Origin of the sequence: Vibrio sp. OPT41, from assembly GCF_015163595.1 — a bacterium.
Lineage (GTDB): Bacteria > Pseudomonadota > Gammaproteobacteria > Enterobacterales > Vibrionaceae > Vibrio > Vibrio alginolyticus.
In genome coordinates this window covers 1-14678 of record NZ_JADDYH010000063.1, presented here as the reverse complement: position 1 = coordinate 14678, position 14678 = coordinate 1, and the positions used below count along the sequence as shown (strand labels likewise).

The window sequence follows — 14678 nt, the reverse complement described above, 5'->3', positions numbered from 1 at the left end:
AAAAGGCATCCGATTGGATGCCTTTTTTCTTATTGGAAGAAGGTAAAACGGTTACGACCGAAGTTGGTGAATACTCTCTTCGATCGTCAGTTTCACTTCTGGATAAAGCAGAGTGAACAGTAGTCGTGCAAATTGCTGCGTTTTCTTCGTGTCACAGTTACCATCGTTATCAAGGTATTTTTGCTGTTTGAGCGTATTGAACATGGCGGTAAACACACCTTTATCGAAGAATTCTGGCGCATTAATACCGTGTAAACGCCCTAGGCGCTGAGCAATATCTTGGCTCTTCTGCTCTAGGTCCGATTTACCCAGTTCAGGGTAAGCAACAAGCAAGTTCATCGCGATAGAGTAGCGTTGCAGCGTTTCAGTTATCGTACGACCTAGCAGAACCAAAGGCTGGTTGTTCGATTGATTGATTTCCAGCTTATCACCATCAAGACTAATCATTTTCTGCTCGGCAAATTCATGCAGTGTTTTAACGACCAATTCATCTAACTCGTCTTCTTGGTAACTTAAGAACAACTCTTTCTTCAAGAATGGGTAGATTTGCGCGACATTCGCTTGAATCTTGGCTACCGAAAGGTTGCGCTGACGAATGAGCATTTGGGCAATTAATGACGGCAGAGCGAACAAGTGAATGATGTTGTTGCGATAGTAAGTCATCAGGATCGATTGGCTACGGTCCAGCGAAATGATGTCACCCATGCTATCGGTTTCAATCACGAACTTATCAAGCGAAATTGCATGATCGACCAACTCCTCAGCACTTTCGGTAGGGATAGTGGAGGTGCTTGAGTACGGATTATTTTTGAGTAGCTTTAAGTAACACTCGATCTGATTGATCAGCGAGTCACGAGAAAGTGCACGTTGACGAGAAGCAAGCAGTGCGGTTGCACACAAGGTCAACGCGTTTGCTGCCGCCGCATCATTGATGTGCGTCATCATCTTATTAGCGAGGTCGTTCACCACAGGATTCATCCATTGTGGTTTGTTACCACCCATGCTGTCGATGTCTTTCGTCCACTCAGGAGCATGCTCGTTCAAGTATTGGTTGAGCTGAATTGGCTCACCGAAGTTCACATAGCCCAAACCAAAGTTACGCAGTTTACGCAGAGTACGCAGTACAAGCCCTGCGTTTTCTTTCTCTTTGCGTTTGCCACGCAGCTCTTTCGCGTAAGTGCCCACTTCCATTACGTGCTCGTAGCCGATGTAGACCGGCACTAGCGTTACTGGGCGGTTTAAACCACGTAGCATTGCTTGGATGGTCATAGCCAGCATACCCGTTTTCGCTTGCAGTAAGCGACCTGTACGTGAACGACCACCCTCACTGAAGTACTCGACTGAATAGCCTTTGGCAAACAGCTCAGCTAGATACTCACGGAAAATGGTTGAGTACAGTTTGTTGCCTTTAAAACTACGACGAATAAAGAACGCCCCACCACGACGGAAAAGCGGACCGGCCGGGAAGAAGTTCAAGTTAATGCCTGCCGCAATGTGCGGAGGCACCATGCCTTCATGGTATAAAACATAAGACAACAGCAGGTAGTCCATGTGACTACGGTGACACGGAACGTACACAATTTCGTGGCCGTCTTGCGCTAAACGACGCACAGTCGAGGCGTTATTGATGTGCAAACCTTGGTATAGTCTTGTCCATAACCAACTCAGGATGCGGTCGCCGTTTTTCACCAGACTATAGGAGAAGTCGGCAGCGATTTCATCCATGATGTCGTGGGCTTCTTTACGTGCCTTATCAATCGAGATGTTTTTGCTCTTGGCTTCGTCAGCAATCGCCAGTTCAATAGCTGGAGATTTTAGTAAACGAGCAAACAACACTTGGCGTTGTGGCAGGTTTGGGCCTGAAGCAGCCAGTTTCTGGCGTGAGAAGTGGATACGCGCCACGCGAGCCAGTTTGTGCGCAATTGCGCTGTCGGTACCGTGAGAGTCTGCCATATAACGCAGAGATACCACGGGACTAAAGCGAACTAAGCAGTCGCGTCCCGCCGCCATTACTGCTTTGGCTTTTTGCGGACCATTCATCGGTTGAAGGTAAGGCTTTTGGTTCTCTTCTTTACCTGGCTTACGACCCCAAAGCACGGTTGCAGGGATCATTTGAACATCCAACTCACTATCCAGCTTGTGCAGTTCCAGTAAGTCAGTGAACAGAGAAACAGAATCGGTTGGGACATCATTATCGTTGTTCATCACAGTTGGACGCGCAGCGATAAAGACGAAACGGTTCAGCGTTTTGCCATTGATTTCCAGCGGGCTGAGCGGGTCGGGTAGACCAAGGCTCATGGCTTGTTTTTGCAGTGTCAGCAAATCCACGTTCGAGCGGAACGGCAGGGCATATACAATCGGTTTAGTTAGGTCGATGTTCAGATCTTCAATCGGGTTCGACGGGATTGTGGTGCCCTTTACCAGTACCGATAAAGGTAGTTTTAGTAATGAACGTGAAAATGATTGTCCAGAAGACATAAAGTTCACAGCCTCAATAGGTATTCAAACAGGCCTAACCTTATTTCAGTTTCCGCTTTGCATGTCTTCTCTATAAAAAGAGATGAGTACGGCAATAGAAATAAGCCTAGGCGATAAAATTTAAGCGCTGCAAGGATACCAGAAACTGGTCAAACCTTTTAATTTTATTGGCTGTAAATTAGTCGAACCCCTAAGTTATTGCTTTGACTTGATTAACTGAAAAGTCGGTGTTTTAAACGAATAAAGAATGAACTTAATCGGTAAGCTGAAAGCTCTCCACAAATAAATTAAAAAACAACCAATTGGGTTTTCATTTGAGCATTTACTGGATATACTCACAGTTAACTGTATAAAAAGACAGGTGAGACATGAAGCCGTTAACGCCACGCCAACAACAAGTCTTCGATTTGATTAAAAGTAAAATCGATGACACCGGAATGCCACCAACTCGTGCAGAGATTGCGCGTGAGCTTGGCTTCCGCTCTGCGAATGCCGCAGAGGAACACCTAAAAGCGCTTGCTCGTAAGCAAGCAATTGAAATTATTCCAGGCGCTTCTCGTGGGATTCGTATCCTGCTTGAAGACGCAGCCAATGATGAGCAGGGTTTGCCATTGATTGGTCAAGTTGCAGCGGGTGAGCCAATTCTGGCTCAAGAGCACGTAGAGGCGCACTACCAAGTCGATCCTGCGATGTTCAAACCGCAAGCGGATTTCTTACTTCGTGTAAATGGCGAGAGTATGAAAGACATCGGGATTATGGATGGCGATTTGCTCGCGGTGCATAAAACCCAAGATGTGAGAGACGGTCAAGTTGTCGTTGCGCGTGTTGATGATGATGTGACTGTGAAGCGTTTGGAGCGCAAAGGTTCAACCATATTACTGCATGCTGAGAATGAAGAGTTTGCCCCAATCCAAGTGGACTTAACGTCTCAGCACCTTACGATTGAAGGCTTAGCCGTTGGTATTATTCGCAATACCGATTGGATGTAAGTGTGTTTAAGCAGCCCAGTTCATCTGGGCTGTTTTGTCTTTTCTCTTTTTCTACTTCCTCCAAAAGCTTGCTCATCATCTTGACCTTGTTTGTTTTGACCAATTTATAAGCTTGATAATGTAATTGATATTCATTATCATCTTTATTAATGTCTATGTTTTCTCTCTGGCGCAGGAAATGCCCATGTCTCAGTCTAAACATCAAGTTCCTAACCATTTATTAAAGCCACTGTTATTGCGTAGCCGTGAAAGCATGGTCGACAATGGCTTGGTGTACGATCCGATAGCTGCTAAAGCGTGTTTGAGCTGTAAGATGGCGCCGGATTGTTTGAGTGGTGATATTGCGCAGAAGCAATTGCTGCACGTGACGCTGACTCAGCTTTGTGACCAGCAGGTTAGTCACTTCTTACAGCAGTATCCCGATGCTTGGATAATCAATGTCGGAGCGGGGTTGGATACCCGCTTTTATCGTTTGGATAATGGACGCTGCCATTGGATAGAGCTGGATGTGACGGAAAATTTGGTATGGCGTCAGCGTTTGTTCCACAAAAATGAACGTTATGAACATCGCTGTGGCAGTGTGGATGAAATGTCCTGGCTAGAGACGTTAGTCATTCCAGAGCAAGCACCGGTACTCATTTTATGTGAAATGGCACTGCTCGATTGCACAGAGCGTCAAGTCGCGAAATTTATTCAAACCTTAGGTCGACATTTTGTTTCTGCTGAACTGTGTATGGTGCTGGCAGGAGATTTAACGGAAACCAAGTGGGGACAAAAGCTTGGCTCTGATCGTTATGCTCATGGCTTTGAAGCGCCTGCAGCACAGATATTGCAATGGTTACCATGGGCACAGTGGGTGAAAGCTTTCTCGCCATTCGATAGATTCTGTTCTCGTTGGAAAGCTTGGCAGCGTTGGCTTAATAAGATTCCAATGTTGAAGCATCGCCTCACGCCAGTACTCGTTCATATCAAGTGGTAATTGGCTAGTCGTTAAGCGCTCAGGTACACTCGTCGATCTTACTGATGAGGTGCCTGTGACAAATTCAATCTTCTCTCCTTTATCTAACCCAAAAGTTCATCGCCAAGTCTTAGCTTTAGCTATACCTATGGTGCTGTCGAATATTACTGTTCCATTGCTCGGTTTGGTCGATGCTGCGGTGATTGGTCATCTAGACCACGCTTGGTATTTGGGTGGTGTTGCGTTGGGCAGCACCATGATCAGCGTGACGTTTTGGCTGCTTGGTTTTTTGCGTATGTCGACTACTGGGTTGGCGGCGCAGTCCTATGGCGGTGAAGACCGAAAGCAACTTGCCTTGGTGTTTATGCAAGGCTCACTTATGGCGCTGCTGTTTGCGTTAGTCTTCCTTATTGCCCATACCCCGATAGCTGATTTGATCTTTGGTTGGAGTGACGCCAGCGCAGAGGTAAAACACTACGGTATGCAATATTTCTCTATCCGTGTGTGGAGTGCCCCCGCTGCGCTAATGAACTTTGTGTTGTTGGGGTGGCTGCTCGGAACGCAAAATTCCAAAGCACCAATGTGGATGGTGATCATCACCAACGTGACTAATATTGCCCTCGATTTGTTGTTTGTGATTGGTTTGGGGTGGAAAGTAGAAGGCGCTGCGCTGGCATCGGTGATTGCTGACTACTCTGGCATGGGTTTTGGTCTCATGTGTGTCTGGAAAACCTGGCGAGAGAGGCAATTACCATCACCTCAAAAGTTGCTAGCCAGCACTCAACACGGTTTAGGGCGATTCGTGAAATTGAATCGCGATATTTTCTTACGCTCTTTGTGTCTGCAAGCGGCTTTTAGCTTTATGACGTTCCAAGGCGCGAGCTTGGGTGATGAGGTTGTCGCTGCAAATGCGGTTCTGATGAGCTTCCTGATGATTATCTCGTATGGCATGGATGGCTTTGCTTATGCGATGGAGGCCATGGTCGGGAAGGCGATTGGTGCCAAAGATAGGCAACAATTGAGTGCATCGCTTGTCGGCACTTTCTTTTGGAGTTTGGTTATTTGCTTAGGACTGACCGCGCTCTTTGGTTTGGCGGGATCGGAGTTGATCGCCATGATCACTTCAATTGAGACGGTCCAACAGCAAGCAGCGGTGTATCTACCTTGGCTGGTGGTGATGCCACTTGCGTCGATGTGGTGCTTTCTATTGGATGGCATTTTTGTCGGTGCAACCAAAGGCAAAGACATGCGCAATAGTATGTTTGTCGCGACCAGCAGTTTCTTCGTTGTCTTTTACTTATTCGCCGAGTGGGAAAATCACGCGCTGTGGTTTGCAATGACGAGCTTTATGTTGATGCGGGGTATTGGTTTAGGGGTTATCTTTCTCTACCAATGGCACAAGGATACCTTCCTAGCACAATGTTGATATAAAAACAGCAGGTCCAAGCCTGCTGTTTTTCTGTCTGCTATCAAGAAGCATAGATTAGAACAAGCGGTTCAAACCATTCAACGCAGCGACACGATACGCTTCGGCCATTGTTGGATAGTTGAAGGTGGTATTGACGAAATACTCGATGGTATTCGCTGAGCCTTTTTGCTCCATAATGGCTTGACCGATGTGGATAATTTCCGCGGCACGTTCGCCAAAACAGTGAATCCCTAAAATTTCTTTGGTTTCACGATGGAACAATATCTTCAAGCTACCGATGTCTTTCCCTGCGATCTGTGCACGAGCTAGATGCTTGAACGAAGAGCGTCCTACTTCATACGGTACTTTCGCAGCTGTTAGCTCTTGCTCGGTTTTACCCACAGAGCTAATCTCTGGGATGGTGTAGATACCCGTTGGAATATCATCAATCAGGTAGTTTTCTGCCTGACCTTTCGTAATGGCTTGTGCGACAAATCGCCCTTGGTCATAAGCGGCGCTTGCAAGGCTAGGGTAACCGATGACATCGCCTACAGCGTAAATGTGTTCGATATCGGTTTGGTAGTTACGGTTTACTTTTAGTTGTCCGCGAGAGTCCGCTTCCAGACCCACTGCACCCAAATTCAACTTATCGGTGTTACCTGTTCGACCATTCGCATACAACAAGCAGTCTGCCTTCATCTTCTTGCCAGATTGTAGGTGAATAATCACGCCATCTTCTGTGCCTTCGATTTTTTCATAGGTCTCATCATTACGAATTACCACACCGCTGTTCCAGAAGTGGTAAGACAGCGCATCTGACACTTCGTTATCCAAAAACTCCAACAAGCGGTCGCGGGTATTGATAAGGTCGGTTTTCACTCCAAGGCCGCGGAAGATAGAGGCGTACTCACAACCGATAACGCCCGCACCGTAAATGATGATATGGCGAGGGTCGTGTTTCAGGCTCAAAATGGAATCACTGTCGTAGATGCGCTCATGCAAGAAATCTACGTCGTTAGGCTGATACGGGCGAGAGCCCGTCGCGATGACAAACTTATCCGCAGAATAGATTTCTTCTGTACCGTCGCTTTGCATCACTGCAATTGAGTAGTTATCGATAAATCGCGCGGTTCCGAACAAAAGTGTGCATGAGTTACGGTCATAAAAGCCCTGACGAAGTCGAGTTTGCTTATCAATGACCGATTTAGCATGACCTAAAATGTCAGAAAATGTTGCATGAACGCTGGTGTTGTTTCGACAAAATAGCGGGTTGCTATTAAATTCGATGATGCGGCTAACGGCATGACGCAGTGCTTTTGATGGAATAGTACCCCAGTGAGTACAACCGCCGCCGACACTGCTTTCTTTCTCGACAATGGCAACATTCAGTCCCGCTTTGGTTAATCCCATTGCAGCCCCTTCTCCGCCAGGGCCACTACCGATTACGATCACGTCATAGTGATTAACATGCGCCATGATGCCTTCCTTGTTATATTTGCTTAACATTGCTTTAGCGCGATTTTAACTCATTTACTCTATTGGTACACGTCATGCCTGTTAGAGAGTGGAAGTGATCACGCAGAATCGACCAAAAGGATGATTTGGTATGTTGTATGTCTATAAATTGCATCGAGAACATTGCAATTAGATGCATGCCAATAGTAACGTTCTCGGCGCTCAGAGCGAGCGAAGCAACATATCTTTCTCCGTAGGAGCAAATTGCGTTATATTGAGGCTCTTGTACCCTACAGAAAAAGAGCAAGTTAAGAATGAAATCGATGGGAATCCGCGCACAGCAAAAAGAGAAGACACGTCGATCATTGATCGATGCGGCATTTAGTCAATTAAGTGCGGATCGCAGCTTTTCCAGCCTTAGCTTGCGAGAAGTCGCCCGAGAGGCAGGGATTGCACCGACTTCTTTTTACCGTCATTTCAAAGATATGGATGAGCTAGGCTTAACCATGGTCGATGAAGGCGGTTTGTTACTACGCCAACTGATGCGTCAGGCGCGTCAACGTATTGTGAAAGAAGGTAGCGTAATTCGTACCTCGGTCGAAACCTTTATGGAATTCATTGAAAGTAGTCCGAACGTTTTTCGTTTGTTGTTGCGTGAGCGCTCCGGCACTTCTGCTGAATTTCGTACCGCTGTTGCTCGAGAAATCCAGCATTTTGCGGCAGAATTAACCGAGTATTTAATGAGCACCGGCGTGACCAGAGAAGAGGCGTATACTCAAGCAGAAGCGTCTGTGACTTTGGTTTTCAGTTCGGGGGCTGAAGCTTTAGATTTAGATCGACGTGAGCGCGATGAACTCGCCGAGCGATTGATCATGCAATTGCGAATGATAGCCAAAGGGGCCTATTGGTATCGCAAAGAACGTGAACGTAACCGATTAAAAGGCGGGATAGAATAATGTCGAATGGAAATAAATCTGAAAAGAAAACGCTGATTTTGGCACTGGTTGCAGGTATGTGTGGTGATGCTTTGTTGTCATGGTTGACCATGAGTGAAGTATCGTTTTCAATCTTCCCATTGATTGCACTCGTACTGGCTGTACAAGCTCTTTACCAAGAGTACCTAAATAATCCGGTATCAGAAGATATCCCATTAGTTGGCTTGGCGTGTTTCTTCGTAGGTGCGTTTGGTCACTCTGCGTTTATTAAAGCGCAATACCCAGAAGCAGGCTCAAACTTCTTTGCGATCATGGTTTCAATGATTTTACTCGCATGGATTGGTAAGAAGCTAGGTTTTGTCAGCAAGAAGACTTCTGCGGAATAAGCAAAACGAATCAAATTAAAAAAAGCGAGCCATTGAGCTCGCTTTTTTTGTATTTGACGCGGTGGGTTACGCTTTGCGTTCCAATAGCACGCCCGCTTCCATGTGGTGGGTATAAGGGAATTGGTCAAACAGAGCAAAACGCGTTACGTTGTGTGTTTCGCATAGAGTGTCCAAGTTCTCTTTTAGAGTCTCAGGGTTACAAGAGATGTACATGATGCGCTCGTAACCTTGCACCATTTTACAAGTATCGACATCCATCCCAGCACGTGGTGGGTCGACAAAAATCGTATTGCAGTTGTAGCTCTTCAGATCTACACCTGCATCTTGTAGACGACGGAATTCACGCTTACCTTCGATCGCTTGAGTAAATTCCTCTGCTGATAGACGTAGGATTTGTACGTTATCAATCTTATTGGCAGCGATGTTGTACTGTGCAGATACCACAGATGGCTTCGCTAGCTCAGTTGCCAGTACGCGGTCGAAATTCTGTGCCAACGCCAGCGAGAAGTTACCGTTACCACAGTAAAGTTCTAGTAGGTCACCAGTGCTTTCTTGGGTACAGTCGACCGCCCATTCCAGCATCTTCTCTGCGACTTTGCCGTTCGGCTGAGTGAAGCTGTTCTCTACTTGTTGGTAGATGTAGCTTTGACCATTTACATCGAGCTTCTCGATCACGTAGTCGCGGTCTAGGACAATCTTCATCTTACGAGCACGACCAATGATGTTTAGATTGAAGCCTTCATCATTTAAACGCTGTTTAAGGGCTTTCGCGTTTTCAATCCACTCTTCATCAAGTTGGCGATGGTAAAGGAGTGAAACCAGAATCTCACCACTTAGCGTCGATAGGAAATCCACTTGGAACAGTTTACGACGTAGTGAGTCGTTGTCTTTCATCGCTTCAACCAATAGCGGCATCAAATCGTTGATCAGACGGCTGGCTGCTGGGAATTGGTCTACGCGGTATTTCTCACGAGTCTCTTGGTTGAACATGATGTAGTACAGGTCTTCACCTTCATGCCAAACACGGAACTCAGCACGCATACGGTAATGCTGCTCTGGTGATTCAAACACTTCCAGTTCTGGCACGTTGTATGGCGCGAACATATCAGTGAGACGTTCGACTTTTTCAGCCAGTTGTTCTTGGTAGCGTTGTGGGTTTACATCAAGAGTAGCCATGATCTTACCTTTTATGGTGCATTCAATTTAAGAGCGCAGATTTTATTCAATCTCAATAGGATGTCCAGTTTTGTACTGGAATTGATTTAAAGATAGTGCGTACAGGCAGAGTAGAAAGCAAAACCAATCAAAACGTTACAACTTCTAAGGGCAATATTGGCTGGACAAATAATCAATAGCTGAATAATATTTGCCTCAAGTTGGTGCTATCTAGCAATCTAGATGGCTGAAATGGGAATCTGGTGTGAATCCAGAACTGACGCGCAGCGGTAAAAGAGAACGAACGCTCATCAGACACTGCATTAGTTTATGTGGGAAGTCGAGCAAGTAGGCGGTACACCCGTGCTCTTGAGTCCGAATACCTGCCAACAACTGAGCCACAGCACTGGACTGTCATGATGACAGGGCTCGGAAGGAATTACGCGATTTAGGACAATACAATGAGAAAATCCGCACTGGCGATCACTTTGGCATCGCTGCTTTCACCTGTCTCTTATCTACAGGCCCAGGAAACCTCCACTGACGAAACCATCGTTGTTACGGCAAACCGTTTTGAGCAAGCCGAAAGCCGTACGTTGGCAGATGTCGAAGTAGTTACTCGACAAGACATCGATCGCATTCAAGCGAAAACCCTACCAGATGTATTGCGTCGTCTTACGGGGATTCAAGTTTCACAAAATGGTGGTCGTGGTCAGTTAGCGTCTTTATTTGTTCGTGGAACCAGTTCCGACCAAGTTTTAGTACTGGTTGATGGCGTACGTTTTGCACGAGCAGCGAAGGGCGCTGTGGACTTTAACCAAATCCCACTTACTTACGTTCAACGTATTGAGTACGTGCGTGGTGCGCGTGCGTCACTTTATGGCTCAGAAGCGATTGGTGGCGTGATCAATATCATCACCATTGCGCGTGCTGACGAAGAAGGAACGAAGTTAAGTGCGGGTTTAGGTAGTTTAGATTATCAAGAATTGAGTGTGGCATCTGGTATTAAAGTCACAGAGAGCGGCCAGCTAAATATCGCGCTTGGTAGTGAAAGTGATGATGGTTATAACGTTCGTCCTGTACCGGGAGTTAATGACGGTGATCGCCATGGCTTTGATACAAAGAATGGTCTGCTAGGTTACGTGCATAACTTCAATGACCAGTGGTCTGCATTTGGTAACCTGCGTGCTTACGAAAATGTTTATCAATATGACAGCAGCTACGGCAGTCGCGGTTACTACGAAGCAGAAAAAGACGATCTTTCTGTCACTCTGGGCGGTAAGTATCAGTCTGATAATGTGATGTCAGAACTACAAGTAACAGCACAGAAACAGAAGTCTTGGAACTATGAGCAAGCAAAAGGCAAACACTCAGGTACTGAAGATGAACTTGAGCAGCAAAATGTCCAGTGGACCAACAGTTACTTGCTAAACAACAATACGACGTTTGCTGGTGGTATTGACTGGCGTAATGAGTCTTATAAAGACAAGAGTGCGAATAAAACGTTTGATCGTACCAATGGCGCTCTGTTTGGTATGGCAACCACCAGTATTGATAAAGCAATGCTTGAGGGCAGTGCTCGCCTTGATGATAACGAAGAATACGGTAGTGAGTTCACTTACAGCTTAGCGGCTGGTTACCAGTTTGTGCCAGAGTTTGGGGTTAAAGCTTCTTTTGGTACTGCGTTTAAGGCTCCAAACCTATATCAACAGTATGACCCAACATACGGTGAGAAAGATCTTAAGCCGGAAGAGTCAGATGCTTGGGAGCTAGCATTCAGCGGTGATGTCCAAGGCGTTTTTTGGTCCGTAACGGGTTATGACTATAAAATCACGAATCTTATCGATTACCATCCAACCACATACAAATATTTGAATGTCGATGGTGAAACACATATCCAAGGTGTGGAGCTTGTTGCTGAGTTTGATACAGGGATTGTGCAGCACCAGTTGAGTGCAGATTACAAAGATGCTGAAGACGATAAAGGGCATCAGTTGCAGCGTCGCGCTAAAGAAATGTATAAGTGGAATGCTTTAGTGAGCTTCGATAAAGTGGATTGGTCGGTTAGCTATCAGTACGTCGGTAAGCGTCCAGATGTGGATTACAGCACTTGGCCTTCACAAGATATTACGCTTTCTTCTTACTCGTTGGTTGATACGGCAGTGACTTACTATCCGAATGAGTCGACCTCTATTAGTGCTCGTATCGATAATCTACTTGATGAAGAGTATGAGATGGCAAAAGGTTACCCTGCTGCAGAGCGAGCGTACTATCTCAACGTTGGCTACGAATTCTAATCGTGAATGAGCACAAACCGCCTTCGGGCGGTTTTTAATATTTTGTGGTGGAAAATCGAATGAAGAAACCCAAGCGAGTTGTGATCAGCTGGTCCAGTGGTAAAGATTCGACATTAACGCTTGAGCGCCTTAACGAGAATCCAAATTATCAAGTTGTCGGTTTGTACACGACTTACGTAGGGAAAGAAGTCCCTTTCCAAGCAACTCCGCTTGAAGTCGTACAAATGCAAGCAGACTTACTTGCGCTTCCGCTCATTACTATCGAGCTACCTGAAATCTTTCCAAGTAACGACATTTATCAATCGACCATCGTTAATGCATTACAAAGTAGTGGTCTGAACATAGAAGCTGTCGCATTTGGTGATATGTTTTGTAATGGCATTGCCGATTACCGACGCAGCTATATTGAACCTGTTGGCTGGGAATGCGTCTTTCCTCTATTAGGGGAGAGCAGCGAAAAACTAGCGATGGAAATCATAGAGCGTGGTATTCAAACGATGTTAATCACCATCGACGGAAGAGTTCTCCCTCCAGAATGGTGTGGTCGCTGGTATGACAAAGCCCTAATAGAGTCATTACCAAGTCAAATTGATCCCTGTGGGGAAAATGGTGAATTTCACACATTGGTCACGTCTTCGCCATCTTTTCAAGGACATATCGAGTTGACGAAGCGAAATGTAGAATCTGGAGATAGATTCAGCCATCAAAGATACCATGCTAAAGCATTGCCAAAACAAATCTACGCAGTATGATCGCAACGTTTCTGTTCTTTAGGTAAGACTCGTGCGAGTAGCAAGTAAGAAAAAAGTCCTAGTTTTTGACTCTGGTGTTGGTGGTCTTTCTGTATTCCAAGAGATACATCGCCTATTGCCCCAGCTAGACTACTTATACTTATTCGATAATCAGGCTTACCCTTATGGTGAACTCGATCAGGCTGTACTCGTTTCACGAGTTAACCAACTGGTCTCTTCTTTAGTCGAAGAACACCAAGCCGACATTGTCGTCATTGCTTGCAACACGGCGAGCACCATAGTGCTTCCTTCCTTACGCGAAAATTTATCGATTCCCGTTGTTGGTGTTGTCCCTGCGATTAAACCCGCATCGCTTTTAGCATCAAAAGGGGTAGGGCTGATCGCCACTCCGGCGACAGTAACACGCCAATATACTCACGAGTTAATACGGGACTTTGCGCAAGGCAAACCAGTTGAGCTGGTGGGATCAACTCGCTTGGTAGATATGGCCGAAGAGAAGTTGCGAGGCAACAGCGTTTCTCTCGACGAACTGACAAATATCCTGCTTCCCCTTCGCGATAAAGTCGATGTTGCGGTGCTCGGTTGTACTCACTTCCCTTTAATCAAAGAGGAGATTCATCAAGCTTTGGGTGGAGACGTTACTTTAATTGATTCAGGCGCAGCGATTGCACGTCGAGTAAAAGCATTGCTATTAAGTGATGAAATTGAGGATACAGAAGAGGGAAGTAAGTCGATTTATGCCAGTGCAACTCCTTGGCAGGAAGATGCACTGAACATTTGTTTAAAGAAGCTAGGTTTTAATCCTGTTCAGGTTTACCACCATCCGGATGTTTAGGATCGTTCGCAATTCTAACTTTTAGCGTTCTTTCCATATATTCCTTTTCATTAAGTTTAGCGATAGCTGGCTTGGCATCTGCCGCAGCCATCACGACAAAACCAAACCCTCTTCTTTTTCCAGTGCGCTTATCTTTCATTAAACGTACTGCATAGACCTGTCCATATTCAGCAAACAAATCGCGAACATGACTCTCATTGGCCTTATAAGGAAGGTTGCCGACATACAGCGTTTTAGTTGAAGGATCAGGATCCGAAGATTGAAGAACAGGTGTTTTGCTAGAAAATGAAAAAAGAAAAGCAGTAGCGATAACACCAATGAGGAAGCTCAAGGCTGGTGGGATGATGAATTGAGAGAAGATGATTCCCCCAACGATGGCCAGCCCAACACATAAAATCAGATTTTTTTTAGACGTCATTTTAATTACTACACATAGTGATAAAGAGATCGATTGTCCATTAACAGAATAGACACATGAATCTTACGTATATGGTTGGTGTTTTTCCAACCAATTGCTGTGATATGTCTCAAATGTGACGAAGAAATATGCAAATATCGCACTTTTGGCTAATTTGTGACCGATTGGTTTTTTATTTGCAAAAAACGCTTGTACTAATTTCTCAACTCCCTATACTGCGCATCCACCGACACGGAGTGAGACGAAAGTCACACAGCGAGTCGGAATTGAGAGAAAAGAAATTTGAAAAAAATGCTTGACTCTCTCACGGTGTGAAGTAAGATACGCACCCCTAACGACGAGCAACTAAGTTGCTGAAAATGTTAGAAAAGCTCTTTAAAAATAAGAACCTATCAATCTGTGTGGGCACTCGTTGATGATAATCCAATTAGATACCTCGGTATCAAATTAGGTTTCAATGAAACGAAGTGACCATTGAATCTTCGGATTCAGCACAGTCAATTCAAACATTACTTTATGTAATGTTCAGTATTCATTGAGCCGAACAAAATCTTAAATTGAAGAGTTTGATCATGGCTCAGATTGAACGCTGGCGGCAGGCCTAACACATGC

12 protein-coding genes and 1 riboswitch are annotated in these 14678 nt (G+C 45.5%); of the genes, 8 read left to right on the top strand and 4 right to left on the bottom strand.

The annotated features are described in order from the left end of the window. Positions 1–51: 51 nt before the first annotated feature. Positions 52–2478 (bottom strand): glycerol-3-phosphate 1-O-acyltransferase PlsB, encoded by a 2427-nt coding sequence (gene plsB / locus IQP38_RS21440; protein ID WP_193838023.1) that lies wholly within the window; start codon positions 2476–2478, stop codon positions 52–54. Between the two features lie 368 nt (positions 2479–2846). Between plsB and lexA the strand changes: the two genes are divergently transcribed. The 3 genes from lexA (at position 2847) to dinF (ending at position 5851) form a co-directional block, all read left to right on the top strand. Next, positions 2847–3467 carry a transcriptional repressor LexA gene (gene lexA / locus IQP38_RS21435; RefSeq protein WP_005378682.1) on the top strand — a complete coding sequence of 207 codons (621 nt, stop codon included), beginning with the start codon at positions 2847–2849 and terminating at the stop codon, positions 3465–3467. A gap of 184 nt (positions 3468–3651) precedes the next feature. Beyond that, positions 3652–4446, top strand: a complete 795-nt coding sequence (locus IQP38_RS21430) for a class I SAM-dependent methyltransferase (RefSeq protein WP_017636072.1) — start codon at positions 3652–3654, stop codon at positions 4444–4446. A gap of 55 nt (positions 4447–4501) precedes the next feature. Next, positions 4502–5851 (top strand): MATE family efflux transporter DinF, encoded by a 1350-nt coding sequence (gene dinF, locus IQP38_RS21425; RefSeq protein ID WP_017636071.1) that lies wholly within the window; start codon positions 4502–4504, stop codon positions 5849–5851. Positions 5852–5908: 57 nt separating this feature from the next. Here dinF and sthA read toward each other — a convergent pair whose 3' ends face one another. Continuing rightward, on the bottom strand, positions 5909–7339 hold the full coding sequence (gene sthA, locus IQP38_RS21420; RefSeq protein ID WP_005389689.1) for a Si-specific NAD(P)(+) transhydrogenase: 1431 nt from the start codon (positions 7337–7339) through the stop codon (positions 5909–5911). Positions 7340–7602: 263 nt separating this feature from the next. Here sthA and fabR point away from each other — a divergent pair, with 263 nt between their 5' ends. Beyond that, positions 7603–8244, top strand: coding sequence for an HTH-type transcriptional repressor FabR (gene fabR / locus IQP38_RS21415; protein ID WP_005378632.1), 642 nt, complete (start codon positions 7603–7605; stop codon positions 8242–8244). Next, complete coding sequence (locus tag IQP38_RS21410) at positions 8244–8609, top strand: YijD family membrane protein (RefSeq protein WP_005378634.1); 366 nt, start codon at positions 8244–8246, stop codon at positions 8607–8609. Before fabR ends, IQP38_RS21410 begins: the two co-directional genes overlap by 1 nt. A 66-nt stretch (positions 8610–8675) precedes the next feature. Here the strand turns inward: IQP38_RS21410 and trmA are convergent, their stop codons facing one another. Further along, entirely contained in the window at positions 8676–9785 is a 1110-nt protein-coding gene (trmA, locus tag IQP38_RS21405; protein ID WP_017636070.1) for a tRNA (uridine(54)-C5)-methyltransferase TrmA, read from the bottom strand. A 184-nt stretch (positions 9786–9969) separates the two neighbouring features. Beyond that, positions 9970–10170: riboswitch (cobalamin riboswitch) on the top strand. Between the two features lie 55 nt (positions 10171–10225). Between trmA and btuB the strand changes: the two genes are divergently transcribed. The 3 genes from btuB to murI are packed head-to-tail and all read left to right on the top strand — an operon-like array spanning position 10226 to position 13648. Then, the gene (gene btuB, locus IQP38_RS21400) at positions 10226–12061 is read left to right on the top strand and encodes a TonB-dependent vitamin B12 receptor (protein WP_017636069.1); all 1836 of its coding nucleotides are present in this window, start codon (positions 10226–10228) and stop codon (positions 12059–12061) included. 59 nt (positions 12062–12120) lie between these two features. Continuing rightward, positions 12121–12813, top strand: coding sequence for an ATPase (locus IQP38_RS21395; protein ID WP_017636068.1), 693 nt, complete (start codon positions 12121–12123; stop codon positions 12811–12813). Between the two features lie 31 nt (positions 12814–12844). Next, a complete protein-coding gene (murI, locus tag IQP38_RS21390) occupies positions 12845–13648 on the top strand; it encodes a glutamate racemase (RefSeq protein WP_017636067.1) in 804 nt (267 codons plus the stop codon). Here murI and IQP38_RS21385 read toward each other — a convergent pair. Continuing rightward, the gene (locus tag IQP38_RS21385; RefSeq protein WP_017636066.1) at positions 13611–14066 is read right to left on the bottom strand and encodes an RNA-binding protein; all 456 of its coding nucleotides are present in this window, start codon (positions 14064–14066) and stop codon (positions 13611–13613) included. The two genes, murI and IQP38_RS21385, sit on opposite strands and share 38 nt — an antisense overlap. Positions 14067–14678: the final 612 nt, after the last annotated feature.

Excerpts from the sequence above, each read along its gene's own strand:
- plsB (WP_193838023.1), bottom strand. The coding sequence starts at position 2,478 with ATGTCTTCTGGACAATCATTTTCACGTTCATTACTAAAACTACCTTTA.
- lexA (WP_005378682.1), top strand. The coding sequence starts at position 2,847 with ATGAAGCCGTTAACGCCACGCCAACAACAAGTCTTCGATTTGATTAAA.
- IQP38_RS21430 (WP_017636072.1), top strand. The coding sequence starts at position 3,652 with ATGTCTCAGTCTAAACATCAAGTTCCTAACCATTTATTAAAGCCACTG.
- sthA (WP_005389689.1), bottom strand. The coding sequence starts at position 7,339 with ATGTTAAGCAAATATAACAAGGAAGGCATCATGGCGCATGTTAATCAC.
- fabR (WP_005378632.1), top strand. The coding sequence starts at position 7,603 with ATGAAATCGATGGGAATCCGCGCACAGCAAAAAGAGAAGACACGTCGA.
- IQP38_RS21410 (WP_005378634.1), top strand. The coding sequence starts at position 8,244 with ATGTCGAATGGAAATAAATCTGAAAAGAAAACGCTGATTTTGGCACTG.
- trmA (WP_017636070.1), bottom strand. The coding sequence starts at position 9,785 with ATGGCTACTCTTGATGTAAACCCACAACGCTACCAAGAACAACTGGCT.
- btuB (WP_017636069.1), top strand. The coding sequence starts at position 10,226 with ATGAGAAAATCCGCACTGGCGATCACTTTGGCATCGCTGCTTTCACCT.
- IQP38_RS21395 (WP_017636068.1), top strand. The coding sequence starts at position 12,121 with ATGAAGAAACCCAAGCGAGTTGTGATCAGCTGGTCCAGTGGTAAAGAT.
- IQP38_RS21385 (WP_017636066.1), bottom strand. The coding sequence starts at position 14,066 with ATGACGTCTAAAAAAAATCTGATTTTATGTGTTGGGCTGGCCATCGTT.